Annotated in this window: 11 protein-coding genes; 4 read left to right on the top strand and 7 right to left on the bottom strand. The window is 65.1% G+C overall.

Annotated features, from left to right (window positions below):
* Positions 1 to 78 precede the first annotated feature (78 nt).
* The 4 genes from VJS38_RS04745 (at position 79) to VJS38_RS04730 (ending at position 4,585) form a co-directional block, all read left to right on the top strand.
* Positions 79 to 1,023 (top strand): NAD(P)-dependent oxidoreductase, encoded by a 945-nt coding sequence (locus VJS38_RS04745; protein ID WP_324087002.1) that lies wholly within the window; start codon positions 79 to 81, stop codon positions 1,021 to 1,023.
* A gap of 186 nt (positions 1,024 to 1,209) precedes the next feature.
* A complete protein-coding gene (locus VJS38_RS04740; RefSeq protein WP_324087001.1) occupies positions 1,210 to 2,148 on the top strand; it encodes an SMP-30/gluconolactonase/LRE family protein in 939 nt (312 codons plus the stop codon).
* Positions 2,149 to 2,259: 111 nt separating this feature from the next.
* Entirely contained in the window at positions 2,260 to 3,105 is an 846-nt protein-coding gene (locus VJS38_RS04735) for an amidohydrolase family protein (protein WP_324087000.1), read from the top strand.
* Between the two features lie 232 nt (positions 3,106 to 3,337).
* Complete coding sequence (locus tag VJS38_RS04730; protein WP_324086999.1) at positions 3,338 to 4,585, top strand: LLM class flavin-dependent oxidoreductase; 1,248 nt, start codon at positions 3,338 to 3,340, stop codon at positions 4,583 to 4,585.
* Positions 4,586 to 4,966: 381 nt separating this feature from the next.
* On the opposite strand, the gene VJS38_RS04725 is transcribed toward VJS38_RS04730, so the two are convergent.
* The 7 genes from VJS38_RS04725 to VJS38_RS04695 form a co-directional block, all read right to left on the bottom strand.
* On the bottom strand, positions 4,967 to 6,286 hold the full coding sequence (locus VJS38_RS04725; RefSeq protein ID WP_324087028.1) for an MFS transporter: 1,320 nt from the start codon (positions 6,284 to 6,286) through the stop codon (positions 4,967 to 4,969).
* 5 nt (positions 6,287 to 6,291) lie between these two features.
* Positions 6,292 to 7,266 carry an alpha/beta hydrolase gene (locus tag VJS38_RS04720; RefSeq protein WP_324086998.1) on the bottom strand — a complete coding sequence of 325 codons (975 nt, stop codon included), beginning with the start codon at positions 7,264 to 7,266 and terminating at the stop codon, positions 6,292 to 6,294.
* A gap of 25 nt (positions 7,267 to 7,291) precedes the next feature.
* Positions 7,292 to 9,631 (bottom strand): TonB-dependent receptor, encoded by a 2,340-nt coding sequence (locus VJS38_RS04715; protein WP_324086997.1) that lies wholly within the window; start codon positions 9,629 to 9,631, stop codon positions 7,292 to 7,294.
* A gap of 344 nt (positions 9,632 to 9,975) precedes the next feature.
* Entirely contained in the window at positions 9,976 to 11,667 is a 1,692-nt protein-coding gene (locus VJS38_RS04710) for an N-acyl-D-amino-acid deacylase family protein (protein WP_324086996.1), read from the bottom strand.
* A gap of 130 nt (positions 11,668 to 11,797) precedes the next feature.
* Positions 11,798 to 12,589, bottom strand: a complete 792-nt coding sequence (locus VJS38_RS04705) for an SDR family oxidoreductase (protein ID WP_324086995.1) — start codon at positions 12,587 to 12,589, stop codon at positions 11,798 to 11,800.
* Between the two features lie 254 nt (positions 12,590 to 12,843).
* A complete protein-coding gene (locus VJS38_RS04700; RefSeq protein ID WP_324086994.1) occupies positions 12,844 to 13,656 on the bottom strand; it encodes an IclR family transcriptional regulator in 813 nt (270 codons plus the stop codon).
* Positions 13,657 to 13,821: 165 nt separating this feature from the next.
* Positions 13,822 to 14,115, bottom strand: coding sequence for a putative quinol monooxygenase (locus tag VJS38_RS04695; protein WP_324086993.1), 294 nt, complete (start codon positions 14,113 to 14,115; stop codon positions 13,822 to 13,824).
* Positions 14,116 to 14,132 lie beyond the last annotated feature (17 nt).

The raw sequence follows: 14,132 nt of genomic DNA, 5'->3' as shown, positions 1-14,132 counted from the left end.
CGGGCTTCTGCGTGGGGCGCAGATGATCGCCGATGCTCAATAAGCGCGCCGCGTCAGGCGCCCCGGGAGGTATAAACGATGACCGATCCATCCTCACCCTATGTACTTATCGATAGGGCCTTGGGCTTTATCAAGAAATACATCGATAAGTACCATCTGGTAGATTGGACCCCCGAGACACTCGAGAAGATCGTCCGTGAATATCCGGATGTTCGCGCGATTGTAACCTCTGGCGGCCGGCCGTTGCCCGAACTCATCGAGACGCTTCCCAACCTGGGGCTGGTCGCGGTCATGGGCGCCGGCTACGAGGGGCTGCAAACCGACCGGCTGCTGGCCCGGGGGATTGCGGTCACCCACGCGCCGGGCGCAAATGCGGAGGATGTGGCGGATCACGCGATGGCGCTGTTCCTCGGCCTGGTCCGGCGGGTCGCGGACGGTGATCGTCGCGTCCGCGCTGGTCTGTGGCTGGACCCCGGAAGCATCATGAGCATGCCCTCGATCCGTAACCTTCGGGTCGGGATTGTCGGAATGGGTGCGATCGGCAAGCTGCTGGCGCGGCGGCTGACGGCGTTCGGCTGTCAGGTGCGCTGGTTCGGACCCCGCCCCAAGCCGGACGTAAAATACCCGTGGGTCGCAAGCGTGCTCGAGCTGGCGCAGGAGAGCGACGTCCTGTTTCTGGCCCATCGGGCGGACGAATCCAACCGCGGTCTCGTCGATATGCGGGTGCTCGAGGCGCTCGGTCCGGAGGGACTTCTGGTCAACGTTTCGCGTGGCTCGGCCGTGGATGAGGAGGCGCTCATCGCGGCGTTGCGGACCGGCGCCATCGGCGGAGCCGCCACCGACGTCTATGGCCAGGAGCCGGTGAGGGACACCCGCTGGGCCGATGTTCCCAACTCCCTGCTCAGTCCTCACATCGGCGGGATTGGCCGCGGTTCCTGGGAAAATATCGGCGCGATGGTGTTGGATAATCTCAACCGGTTCTACGCCGGCCAGCCTCTCGCCACGCCGATCCCGGGGAGTTGACCGCTCGCCGGGCCGGGGAGGGCGGTACTGAACAAGCTCGCCGCGGCGCCTCGACCGAACATCCATAGTTACGCATCGAGTTGCGTCCATACGAATGTCTTTTCGTAGCAGGCCTTATAGTTTGCGAGCCTTGTCAGCCGGCGCCTATAGGTGTCGCAAATGAATGAAGTGTGGGAGTGAACCGCCGTGTCGAGAGCTGATGGTCCGACGAGAACGCACCTCGACCTCAACAGTCCGGAAAGTCCGCGATGGCATGGCGGCGCGTTCTGGTTTTCCGACTACTATAGGAAGACGGTGAACCGGATGGTGCTGGGCCAGCCGTCCGAGGTGGTGCTGCAACTCGACGACGCCCCGGCCGCACTCGGCTTCATGCCTGACGGCGGGCTCCTGATCGCCTCGATGCGCAAACGCCAACTGCTACGGTGGCGCGACGGCCGGCTTTCGCTCCACGCGGACCTTCGGGGGCTGCCTGGCGAGTGGCTGAACGACATGGTCGTGGACGGAGACGGGCGGGCCTATGTCGGGACGCGCAGCACCAAGGTCTCTCCGGCGGTTCATTATCGCGAACCCGGCGGGCCGGATTCCCTGATCGTCGTCGAGCCGGACGGCGAGTCGGCGGCGCCCGTGGAGCAAATCTGCTCGCCGAACGGGGCGGTGATCACGCCCGACGGGCGCAGCTTCATCATGGCCGAGATCTACGCCAGGCGCATTGTCCGCTTTGACCGCGATCCGCAAGGCCGCCTCAGCGGCAAGCGCGTGCTTGTCGAGTTCGAGCATACCTGGCCGGATGGAATCTGCCTCGACGCGGAAGGCGCCGTTTGGGCCTGCTCGCCATACTCGGGCGAGGTCGTCGGCGTTCTGTCCAGCGGCGAAGTGGCGCAAAGGTACTCGATCCCCGGCGCGGTCGCCTGCATGCTGGGCGGGGAGGGGCGGCGCACGCTGTTCATCGTCGCCACCGACGTCCGCCGGCTTCCCAGCAGCGATCCGTCGAAGCCGCACGGCAGCCTTTACATGGGACCTGGGCACGACACCGGACTCAAGCGTTCGCCCGACGATCCCGCCGAGGTCGACACGTCCGGCCTCTATATGATGGAGGTCGACGTCCCGGGCGCCGGGTGGCCCTAGCGCTGCGGCCGCGCCGGCGCGGCCCTCAGGTGATCGGCATTCCATGTCGCCGCCACGACGCGAGACGGTCTGGCCGCCCGCTCTGTGGCGGCCGTCATTCGGAGGAGCACCATGACCGAGGCGCATGATTTCGAGATCTTCGATATCCACCAGCACATGGGCTCGACCGGCGACGCCCATGGCTTCGTCACCGACACCCAAGTCAGCGGCGCTCGCATAGACCCGGCGGAGGTCGCCTGTCGGCTTGAGTTCATGGATCGCATGCGGATCGGCCGTGCCGTGGCCATCCCCGGGCACAACTACAACCGCGCCGCGGGCGCCCAGGCGACGCACGCCGAGAACGAGGCCATCGCCCGCTATCGCGACGCCATGCCCGACCGGTTTCCCGTCGCCGTCGGCATCGTCGAGCCGCTCGATCAGCAGGCGGCGGTGGACGAGCTCGACCGGATCGTCGAGCTGGGGCTCAAGGGCGTGAGCTTCCACACGGAATTCGGCGGGGTGACGATCGACAGCCCGTGGATGATGAAGATCCTCGAGCGGATGGGCGAGCTCAACCTGGTTCCGCTGATCCACGCCTCCAACGTCGTTCTGCATGAGGCGCTTTGGCGCCTCGGCAAGGTGGCGCGGGCGCTGCCCGACCTGCAGCTCGTCGCCCTGGAGCCGTTCTACACTTTCGACGGGCTGCAGGAGTGTTTCTTCATCGCCGACGTCGCGCCGAACATCATCTTTGACACCGCCTCCTGCAGCCTGGTCGACCTGGTGATCGAGTTCGCCCGGCAATTCGGCGCTGAGCGGGTCGTCTATGGAAGCCAGTATTACTCGCAGATCCGCCGGGACAGGTGGCGTCCGTCACGTGGCACGCTCGTGCTCGATGAGATCATCTCGACCGACCACCTTTCCACTACCGAGAAGCAATTGATCCTTTCGGACAATACTAAACGCGCGTTCCGCGTTTAGCGTCCGCCACAGAAGCGCGAGCGCGGCCGCCGAAAGTTCGGCAAGCAGCCGTCGCTCGCGCACGGGCGGTCTGCACCCAGTCCGGGTGCGCAGCTTCGGTCGCGGGCTCCGCCTATACGTATACAAGGAAATCGTCGCTGACAGGCGCAGCTGTCAGCCTATGCCGATTGCGTATTGCTCTCCGTATATAAGTTTTTCGCGCCAGATATCAATTCGAATTTGCTCAAAGGCAATGCTGAATTCTACCATTGAGCAACTGACACTCTTGAAAGAAGGCTGCGCCATGGATCTTAGCTTACTCTATGAATTCGATGTGCCGCAGCCCTGGGAGGGCGAACACCCCTGGGGCCAGCGGCTGGCTGAGCGGAAGGCCTACCAAGAATCCATCGAGCAAATCGTCCTCGCTGACGCGGTGGGATTCGACACCGTCTGGTGCGTCGAGCACCATTTCCGCGAAAACAGGTCGCATATGCCGTGCAACGAGGTGGTGCTGGGCGCGCTCTCCCAGATCACCAAGAGGATCAAGCTGGGCTTCGGCGTGACGCTGATGCCCCACGAATTCATCCACCCGGCTCGAGTCGCCGAGAAGGTCGCCACCGTCGACGTGCTCTCAGGCGGGCGCGCGGTGTGGGGCATGGGTCGCTCGACGCCGATGGAGCAGACCGCCTTCGGCGTCGACATCGCCCGAAGCAAGGACAAGATGTGCGCCGCGGCGCGCACTGTCGTCGGCATGTGGGCGGAGCAGTATTATGAGGAGCATTCCGAGTTCCTCGAGTTCCCGAAGCGGATGGTGACGCCGAAGCCGTGGCAAGATCCGCATCCGCCCGCCTGGATGGCGGCGTCCACGGAGTCCAGCGCGGTGATGGCCGGGGAGAACGGCTGCGGCCTGCTCTGCTTCAGCATCATGCAGCCGCTCGACAAGCTCAAGACGCTGATCGACCACTACCGCCAGGCGCAGCAGCGGGCCAAGCCGCTGACCAGCGTGCACACCAACAAGGTGGGCATCTATACCTTGGTGCATTGCACCGATTCCCGGGACACCTTCGAGGAAAACCGTCTCTGGGACTCGATGTGGTGGTGGTACAAGGGCCTCGCCGAATTTCATCTGAAGTGGGAGTTCGCTCATCTTTCAGCCGAGCAGCAGGAAAAGGCCTTTCCGCTGCTTCAAAGGCAGGCCAGGGGCGACTTCGACATCACCGAGTTCGACAAGGAAGACATGGTGATCGTCGGCACGCCGGAGGAATGCGTGCAGAAATTGCTCCGGTACGAGGAAGCCGGCGTCGATCAGCTGCTCTGCTACATGAACTTCGGCTTCCTGCCGAATTCGGCGGTGTTGCGCTCGATCGAGCTGCTCGGAACGAAGGTGCTTCCGGAGCTGAAGAAGGCGCGCGCCACCCGTACGGCGCAGGCCTTGGAGCAGGGGTTGGCCGCGGCAAAGCACGCAAGCCCTCTGGCTGCCTCGCCGCTCGTCCCGGACTGAGCCGCTGCCGGTCTCGCGATTCCGGAGTTCGCACGTGCCTATGACGGCCGCCGACGAACTTCGGAATCGTTTTCCAGCGTTCCGGGTCTGAAGTTCGCTCCGGCGCACGACCCGAAATCAAGCGAACTTCAGATCCCAGCACAGAAGAGCACGCCTCAACGGTCGGACGGAATCGCCTGATCGTTGAAGCGTGCTCTTGCTTCAAAACCCTACGCGCGCCAGCGGCGCCGGCGAGGGTGGCGAACGCGCCGACCAGGGTGAGATCGCCCGCGGCCGGCGGCGTTGATCGAGCGCCTTGGTCGCGTCCTACGCAGGTTTCAGGCGAACGCCGATCCGAGCGTCACGCCGCCATGGCGGCGGCGGCGCCTTGACCTGCCAGATTCAGGGCGTCGCCAACGCCGCACGGGCCCGCGTGAAGCGGGTCACAAAGATGGTGCCGGCGGCGACCAGCTGCAGCACGGCGAATGTCATGAACAAGGCCCCGTAGTCGCCTGTGCGGTCGAACACCTCGCCGCCGTAGCGGATCGTGATCATGCCCAAGCCGGCGACCAGCGGAACTGTGAGGCCAGTCACAACGCCGTATGAAGCCGCGCCGAAGCGGTCGGCGAGGAGCGCGTACTGCGTGGGCACCGTGGCGCCTTGGATCAAGCCCATCGCCGCGGCGGCGGAGACGAGCAGCGCATAGGTGTGACTGACCGTCAGGGTGAGACTGAACGCCGAGCCCACGACGAACAAGATGGTCAGCAGGACGATGCGGTCTATGCGGTCGGCGACAAGGGCGAGCAGCAGCATCGATGCGATGCTGAACCCGGACATGACCGAGACCAGACTTGCCGCCTGCATCATGGACAAGCCTTCCTCCCGCGCCAGCGGCGCCAGGGTGATCAGCAGGGCCGACGACATCGCCGCCACAAGCCCGCAGCTCAAGTTGATGGTCCAGAATTGCGACGTCCTCAGGATCGCGCCAATTTTCACCGGGCCCGGGCCCCGTGCGACCGGCCGCTCGGAAGCAGCCGCTGGCAGCACGGCCCCGGGTTCGCGATCGTTCGGTCCCGGCCGCTCGCGGAGGACCAGGCTTATGGCCAGGAGCAGCGCGCCGCAGCTCGCCCCCGTGACCAGCAAGGCGTTCCGCCAGCCCTGGTGCTCGATCAGCGCCGCAACGACAGGCGGCAGCAGCAAGCCTCCGAGCGACAGCCCCAGCTGCGAGATGGCCAGCGCCCGGCCGCGCTGGACGGTGAACCAGCGCACGATCAGGAGCGGCGCCGTCAGCGAGCCCGCGCCTTTGAAGGCGAACGGCAGCGACAGCGCCAGGACCGCTCCGTTGACCCAGAATGAATGCGAGCGTGCAAGCACGGCGAAACTGGCGATGAACAGCAGGCTGCTGAGGATCATGATCCGCCTGGCGGGCACGCGGTCCAGAAGCATGCCTAGAAGCGGCGCCTGCATCATCATGCCAAGGTTCATGATGATGATGCCGGTGTTGGCGTTCGCCCGCGACAAACCGAGATCTTTCGATATGGGCAGGACAAATAATCCGTACGAGCTGTACGTCGCACCCATGATCAAGGTGTAGGTGATGATGGTCGCCGTAACGACTGCCCATCCATAGTAAATTCTCGGCACCTTGAACCCTTCACGATTGTGGTCCGTCAGGACGGCTTCGGCTGAGGCGCGCCGAGGTCTCGGCGACGACGGGCGCACGACGCTCAAAGGTCGGCCCAGAGCGCTTGAATGAAGCGGCGCACCTCGCGATTGATCTCCTCGCCCTCAGGGGCGCCGGGGAAGCCGCCGTGGCCGCCGGCTTCGACGACATGTAGTTCGGCCGGTATGTCGGCCGCGCGCAGCGCGCGGTGCATGCGAACCGTGTTCGACAGATAAAGGTCGCGCGTGCCCGTCGTGAGCAGGGTCGGCGGGAACCCTTTGCGGAAATCCCCGAATAGTGGCGACAGGTAGGGGTGACTTAGATCATGGCCGTTCGCATAGAGGAGATTGACGGGCATGAGGCTGCGCAGGCCGGGATCGACCCCCAGGTTGGTATGGAAGCTGTCGCCAGACTCGGTGAGGTCGATTTCAGGCGTGTTCAGCAGCAGGCCTGCCGGCAGAGGGAGGCCTTCGTCGCGGGTGCGCAGGACCAGCGCGGCCGCGAGATTGCCCCCCGCCGATCCGCCGCTGGCGATGATCTCTTGCGGCGAGTGTTCGCGCAGCAGCGCGCGGTAGACCGCGACGGCGTCGTCCAGCCCCGCCGGATAGGGATGGTCGGGCGGCATGCGGTAGTCCACCGCCCAGACACGCCGCTGCAGCCGCGTCGCAAGGCCAACCCCCATCATGCGGCACAGGTCGCCGGCGCACAGGAAAAGACCGCCGCCATGCATGTCCAGGACGATCCCGCGGCTGTCCGCCGGCGCCCCTGCCGGGGTGATGTCGAAGACGCGGGCGCGATCGATCTCGCGCGTCTCGACCTTCGCCGGAACGCCTGGGTTGATGCGCTGCAGAAGGGGCAGAAGGTCCTGTTCGCGGGCCGCGATCAGCGCTCGCCAGGCGGCGTGGTCGTGAGCGGGCGGATAGTCGACCTGCGGGGCGGGCCGCGGCGTCAGATATGCCTGGGCGGCGGGGCTGATCGACGTCGGGATGGGGATTTCCCGAGCGGGAAGCCGCAGCATGTCTGTCGTGGCGGAGGACATGTTCGATAATCTCCGGTGCCAGTCCTTAATAGTCGTAGATCACATCGATGCCGAAAGTCCGCGCGGACTGATAGGTAGTGGACCCGAGGAAAAAGAAGTTGATCGGGAACACTGGCGCTCCGTTGTCATTAAGGTTCTTCGCCCAAAGCGCCACCTCCACATGACCGCGCGCGAGCGCTATATCCTTGAAGGCGACCCGGGTGTTCACGATCCAGGACGCCGGCGAATAGGTCAGAATGCGGAACGGCGCCGGGATCACATCCTGCGAAAATGTGCGGATAGTCGACCGCCAGCTCGCATCGGCCCGGAGCACTAGGCGCGCGTCCCTGAACAGCGGCTCGGTTTCGTACTGCGCCGCTATGTTGGTGGTCCACCTCGGCCGCAGCGTGGGATGGTAGGTGGCGAGCGTGCCAAAAATTGGGTTCACGCTGGTCGCGCGAACATCGGTGTAGCCGAAGCCGCCGTTGAAGCTCAGGCCCCGCATCGGCAACAGGGTGAATTCACCCTCGACGCCTTTGGTCTTAATCCCGCCCTGGTCAATGACCAGGGTCCCGAGCTCCGGTCGGTTGATGAAGACGCCGCCGCTGACCGCTTGAATATGCTTGTAACTGGCTTCAAACACCGCGAGGTTCAGCCGCAGCCGACGGTCGAGGAGATCGCTCTTTACGCCTCCCTCCCAGGACCGCACCGTCTCCGGCGCAAAGGCGATCGGCCCCACGGCGCCGCCGGAGACGAAACCATTCGCGTACTTGCCGTAGACGAGGATACCCTCGGCGGGCCTGTAGTTGACGCCAGCCATGTAGGACGGCTTGGTCTTGGAGTAGGTGAAGTTGAACAAGGCGCCGTTGACGTAGTTCGTGCCGGTCTTGTCGTCCTTGGTGATGCGATAGCCGCCGACGATGTCCAGCTTTCGCGTGACATGGACTTCGGCCTGAACGTAGGCGGCCGCGGACTTGGCGTAGTTGAAGTTAAGATTGCGCGGGCCGAAGGGCACTCGTCCGCCCGGCACGGGCGTCAAGGTGATCGACGGGCCAAGCAGGCCGTCCGGCGTGCCGGTCACCGTGTCGAGGTGAAAATAGAGCGCGCCCGCCGTCAGCGTCAGGGGCTGAGAATTGTAGTTCAGCTGGACCTCGTCGCTCCATTGTTTGGCCGTGCTCTGCGATTCAGAGCCGGAGATGACAAACGGCGCGCCCAGTACGCTGGCTAGCTGCGGCATCCTCGCGACCACCTGTGGAGTCACGAAAAGCCCTCCGGCGCCGCTGATATCGTCGTTCGAGTAGTTGAACGATTTTCGATAAGCCAGGATATTCTTCAGGGAAATATGATCGTTTATCGCGATGTTTGTCGTGATATTGTGACCGAAAACCCGCTGGTAGTTGTTCGACGTCCAGAAATTGTTCACGTATTTCGGCCGCTCGGCGCCGCTGAACACGAGCGGCGGATTGCCGGCGAGAAGCGCGTTCAGCAATGCGGCGTTGCGTCCGGCGCCCGCCGGGAAGACGCCCACCACGCCGGTGCCTTCAGGCGTGCCGTGGTTTACGGCGTAGTCGAACTTGTAGACTGTCTCGAAATTGTCGTTTGGCTTGAAGCGGACCGTCGCAAACCAGGTGTCTGCGTTCTTGGCGCCCAGCGTCTTCGGCGAAACCTGCACCCCCTGCAAGGTTCTCGGACCGCTCCGGTCCCAGACCTGCCCTGCGCCCAGGTTCTTGATGTCGCCGTCGCGCTGATCGTGGACATAGCTGACCGAGGCGCTGAGCGGCCCCCATTGCGGTAGCTCGACTCGCGTGACGGACCTGACCTCGTTGTAGTTCCCATACGTCACGGCCTGGTGGACGCCAAACCGACCGCTAGGATTGCGGGTTATGATGCTGATCGCGCCGCCGGTGGAATTGCGGCCGAACAGCGTGCCTTGCGGACCCCGCAGGACTTCGATCCGCTCCAGGTCCGGAAGCTCAAAGGACGTGGCGTAGGAACTGCCGATGAAGACCCCGTCGAGGTACATCGAGATCGACTTGTCCTGACCGGGCACCGAGCCGAAGCTGACCACGCCGCGCATCGCGAACACCGGGATGCCGGAGCCGCCGGCGGCGCTGCGGACGGACAGGTTGGGAGCCACCGCGCCAAGGTCGGTGACATTGGTGATGCGGTTCGCCTGCAGCGCCGCTTGGGTTACGGCCGTGACCGAGATCGGCACGTCTTGCAGGCTCTGCTCGCGTTTCTGCGCGGTGACCACGATTTCGCCAAGCGTGTTTCCCTGGTCAGGCGCGGCCTGAGCCCAGGCCCCCGCCCCAGCGCCCGCCGCCGCCAGGGCGCTGCAGCCGAAGAGCACCGCCCGATACGCACTACGCGAAATGCTCCGCGCCATGTTTCCTTCCCCCATATTTCTGTCGTTCCCGAAGCTCCAGCTTTCCTGGAATTCCGGCCCGCACTTCTACGGAGTGCGTTCTCCCATGCGGGTTACCGAAGTTGAGCAGATCAGAGTGTCCCGCGCTTTGCAATTGAACAATCTAAACTCAATATAAATACGTAATCATGTAATCGTGCGCTTGGCGGAGCTGGAATCTAAGAGTAGGATTTGCGGAATCATGAAGCAGTCGTCGGCCGCTTCTGGCCGGCGTTCGTTTGCCTTGAGCTCTCCAAGGCGGAGCGTTCGCACCTCTGCTTTGAATTGCAGAACCTGCGGAGCGGCTCATGCTCCGCCAGCGCGCGTCACCTTGCGCCGCGCACCAGACGGCCAGGCCGCGCGCCCGTGTCTTGGTCATCGCGGGCGACGACCTCGCCGGCGACAAGCGTCGCGACATAGCCATGCGCGCGTTGCCGCACCCGCCGGCCGCCCGCCGGCAGGTCGTAGGTGACGGTGGGCGGCTCGAGCGACAGGCGGTCGTAGTCGATGACGTTGAGATCGGCGCGCCTGCCGACGGCGATCTGGCCGCGATCGCCGAGCCCCACGGCCGCGGCGGTCTCACGGGTGAGCGCCGAGACGGCCTTGGCCAGAGGAATTCGGCCTCGCGCCCGGTCGCGCGTCCAGTAGTGGAGCAGGTGGGTGGGCTGGCTGGCGTCGCAGAGGATGCCGAGGTGGGCGCCGCCGTCACCGAGGCCGATGAGGGTGTACGGATGGCGCAGGAGCTCTCCGCACGAATCCAGGTCGCCCTCGGCATAGTTGGCCGTGGGATGCGCGATGATGGCTGCGCCGGCGTCTTCCAGCAGCAGATCGTAGAGCAGTTCCAGCGGCCTCACGCCCCGCGCACGCGCCATGGCGCCGATGAAGCGGTCGCTGGGCGGCTCGTAGCTCGGGGGATTGCCGAGCGGATACAGGTGATCGAAGTCCAATGACGGCGCGCTCGCCTCGATCTCGGCGATAATGCGCGCGCGCAGCGACGGCTCGGCCAGGGCCTTGGCCCGCGCCTCCAGCGGAAGATGGGCGACGGCCTGATAGGCGGGCGAGGCGGCGAGCGGATTGAGGCTCAACGCCAGTCCCATCAGCGCGCCGATCGGACGGTCTCCCACCTGGGCCCGAACGGTCATGCCTTCCGCGTTGAGCTCCTCGACCCAGCGCAGGACGTCGCGCCATACGCCCGGCGCCCGATGCCGTTGCAACAGCGATATCGACATTGGCCGGCCGCTGGCGCGGCAAACCCGCCCGAGCATCGCCATCTCGGCCGCCGGGTCCTCGAGATCGGAAATCACCTGCAGCACCCCCGTACCGCACTCGCCGACCGCGCGGGCGATCGTGCTCAGCTCCGCCTCGGCGGCGCGCCAGGAGGGCGTGACGCGTCCGTCGCTTCCCTTGTGGTTCAAGCTGCGCGACGTCGAAAAGCCAAGCGCCCCGGCGCGGATCGCCTCCCCGACGATCTGCGCCATCATCGCATTGTCGGCCTCGGTCGCGGGCTCGCGATTGAAGGCGCGCTCGCCCATTGCGAACACCCGCACCGGTGCGTGCGGAATCTGGGCGGCGACGTCGATGTTGAACGATCGGCCTTCCAGGAAATCGAGATAGCCGCCGAAGTCCTCCCACGCCCAGGGAAGCCCGGCCGCCAGGACGATTTCCGGCAGGTCCTCCACGCCTTCCATCAGCGTGACCAGGGCGGCGTGGTCGGACGGCCGGCAGGGCGCGAAACCGACGCCGCAGTTCCCCATCAGCACGGTTGTGACGCCGTGATCCGAGGAGGGCGCAAGCGTGTCCTCCCAGGTCACCTGACCGTCATAGTGGGTATGGATATCGACAAAGCCCGGCGTGACCAGCAGCCCGCGGGCGTCGATCTCCTCCTTGCCGCTGGGGAGGGAAGCGCCGACCGCCGCGATGCGACCGGCCGTTACGCCCACGTCCGCTTCATAAAGATCGCCGGCAGTCCCGTCCGCGATCGTTCCGCCGCGGATGACGTAGTCGAATGCGCTTTTCATACCGTTCCAGCCAAGGTGATGTCAGAACAAACTGAAAGTGCCAAATAGATGAACGCGAATACCTGTCGATTGAGCCAGGGTGATGGCGAAAGGCCGCGGTGGGCCGCCCGAGATCTGGTCAAGCCGCGGATCAACCTTCGCCGGCGACGGCATGGGGAAAACGGGCCATGGTTCCGCCGTCGGCGACCAGGCATTGCCCCGTCATGAACGATGAGAGGTCGGAAAGCAGGAACAACAGGGGGCCGGCCACCTCCTCCGGCCGGCCGAAGCGGCCGAGCGGCACGCCCTCCCGCGCCGCCTTGGCGTCCATGCTGGCCAGCGCCTCGTCGATCGGCCGGTTCGCGCCGTCCAGGATGCGCGGCGTCGCGTTGATGTCCGGCGCGACGGTGTTGACCCGGATGCCGTACCGTCCCCATTCATCGGCAAGGCTTCGCGCCAGCGACAGCACGCCGGCTTTGGCGGCGCCGTAGGCCACGTGTTTGCGGGCGCCATAGATGCCGCTAACGGAGGCCACCATCGCGATCGCGCCGCCTCGCGCGCGCATGTGCCGTCCCGCAGCGTGACAGACGTGCATTTGCTGCACGAGGTTGAACTGGATCTGGTCCTGCCACTGCGCCGGATCGGTGTCTTCGAATTCGCGCATCTGGACCCGGCCGACGATATTCGCGAGCCGCGTGAGCCCGCCAAGTACGTCGTGGGCTTCGTCCACGATGGCGTCGGCCCCGGCTGCCGTGGTGACATCGCCGACGATGGCGTGCCCGCCCACCTCTTTTGCAACGCTGGCGGCGCGTTCGCCGTCAATGTCGGCGACGGCCACTTGCGCCCCCGCCTCGGCCAGCAAGAGCGCCGTCGCGCGGCCGATGCCATATCCTCCGCCGACGACGAGCGTTGGCTGCCCCTGCAGCCCCAGGATGTCCTTCATGCCTTCCTCCTCACCTCCACGACGCGGCCGCTTGTAACGCGGCCCACAGAGAGGAGGTGCGGGCAATATTGTGCGTCTCCGTTGCTCCTAGTGAAGAGAATTCTTCTCTCGGTGATCGCAATTTTACGTCGTTACGTATTTACGTATTTGGGTGCGTATAGCCGTCTATTTTTCCATTAGAGGTTTCACGACGCCGGATCTTTCCGGCGTTCGGCCAGCCGCCGGCCCCCGATCGCCACGGGCCGAGCCCGCGGTCACAGAGCTTGCGGAGGAACCGGCTGGCGCGGAACCCAGCGCGCGATGGCGGCGGGCAGAAGCTCGCGCAGCTCGCCCAAATTGGCTTGCACGCGCGCATTCGGCCCTGAAAGGCCCAGCACCAGGGGCGTTGGGAACACTTCCGCCGGCAGCGGGGCGGCGACCGACCACAACTCCCCGCCGAGGGCGGAACCGTCGGCGACGCCATCGCGCCTGACTTCGACGAGCTTCGATTGCAGCTCGCGCAGATCCGCGGGCGCAATTCGCGCGCGTTCGGCCAGCCGCGCGACTTCCGCATCCTTCTGCGTCGACAGAAAGGCGGCGCCGATCGCCGAACCGAAGATCGAGATCCGCAGGCCGCGTTCGGTGAAGTCATCTGCGGCCGGCATCCCGGACAGATCCACGATCTGCATGAACAGGTCGTTCGGCGTCGTCAGGGTGACCAACTCGCCCGTGGCCGCCTGCACGTCGCGCACCAGCCCGCGCAGACGTTCATCAGCGCCGTAGTTCTCGACCAACCAGGCCCCGAAGCTCGTAAGTCGGTGGGAGGGCAGGTAGGTCTTGGTGGCCGCATCGAAGGTCAGGTGGGCGGACTCGACCATGGTCTTCAGCAGTTGGTTCGCCGTGGAGGGATGCAGCCCCAGCACCCTGGAAATCTCCATCGCACGGAGAGGCCGCCGCAGCCGCCCGAAGCATTCCATGACATCCAGCGCACGTGTCGCCGAGCGGGAAAGACTTCGGCGGTCACCTGGGTGCTTTACCCGTACGTTCCACCCGCGGGGAGAATTGCCGCTCTTACTCGCGACGTCCACTACCGCTCAACCCTCCGTGTGTCGAAGGTGCAGGATACGCATGTGCGAGAGTAAACAGCGGCGGACGCGGAGCGTCAATGTCGCCCGCTGCGTCGGCGGATGAAAAGAGAGCGGTCGCCGAGCTCCAGACGCGGGCTGGCAGGCCACCTGCCGAGGACGGATCGCTCAGACGCCTTCAATGATCTCGTAGGTGGAGACTTGCGGTTTTTCGCCGAGGAGCGCCAGAACCTGCGAAAACGCATCCTTGGGCAGCAGCCGGCCGCTGTCGGCGTGCGCCTGCGCGCTGGCCCACTTCTCGATGAAGGTGAACCGTCCGGGCGCATTTACATCCTGCATGAGCTCCGCGTTTTCGAATCCCGGCAACTGCTGAAGCACGGAAGCGAGGGCCTTCAGCGCCATGGCGAGTTCTTCGGCCGCGTGCTCCTTCGCGGTCATTTGATAAAGGCGAGCGATGGTCATCCCTGTCTCCAGTGCGG

Source organism: Phenylobacterium sp., from assembly GCF_035276905.1.
Lineage (GTDB): Bacteria > Pseudomonadota > Alphaproteobacteria > Caulobacterales > Caulobacteraceae > Phenylobacterium.
Note: the sequence above shows the minus strand (reverse complement) of the source record. Positions and strands in the feature narration are given on the sequence as shown.

Excerpts from the sequence above, each read along its gene's own strand:
- VJS38_RS04745 (WP_324087002.1), top strand. The coding sequence starts at position 79 with ATGACCGATCCATCCTCACCCTATGTACTTATCGATAGGGCCTTGGGC.
- VJS38_RS04735 (WP_324087000.1), top strand. The coding sequence starts at position 2,260 with ATGACCGAGGCGCATGATTTCGAGATCTTCGATATCCACCAGCACATG.
- VJS38_RS04730 (WP_324086999.1), top strand. The coding sequence starts at position 3,338 with ATGCTGAATTCTACCATTGAGCAACTGACACTCTTGAAAGAAGGCTGC.
- VJS38_RS04720 (WP_324086998.1), bottom strand. The coding sequence starts at position 7,266 with ATGTCCTCCGCCACGACAGACATGCTGCGGCTTCCCGCTCGGGAAATC.
- VJS38_RS04715 (WP_324086997.1), bottom strand. The coding sequence starts at position 9,631 with ATGGCGCGGAGCATTTCGCGTAGTGCGTATCGGGCGGTGCTCTTCGGC.
- VJS38_RS04710 (WP_324086996.1), bottom strand. The coding sequence starts at position 11,667 with ATGAAAAGCGCATTCGACTACGTCATCCGCGGCGGAACGATCGCGGAC.
- VJS38_RS04705 (WP_324086995.1), bottom strand. The coding sequence starts at position 12,589 with ATGAAGGACATCCTGGGGCTGCAGGGGCAGCCAACGCTCGTCGTCGGC.
- VJS38_RS04695 (WP_324086993.1), bottom strand. The coding sequence starts at position 14,115 with ATGACCATCGCTCGCCTTTATCAAATGACCGCGAAGGAGCACGCGGCC.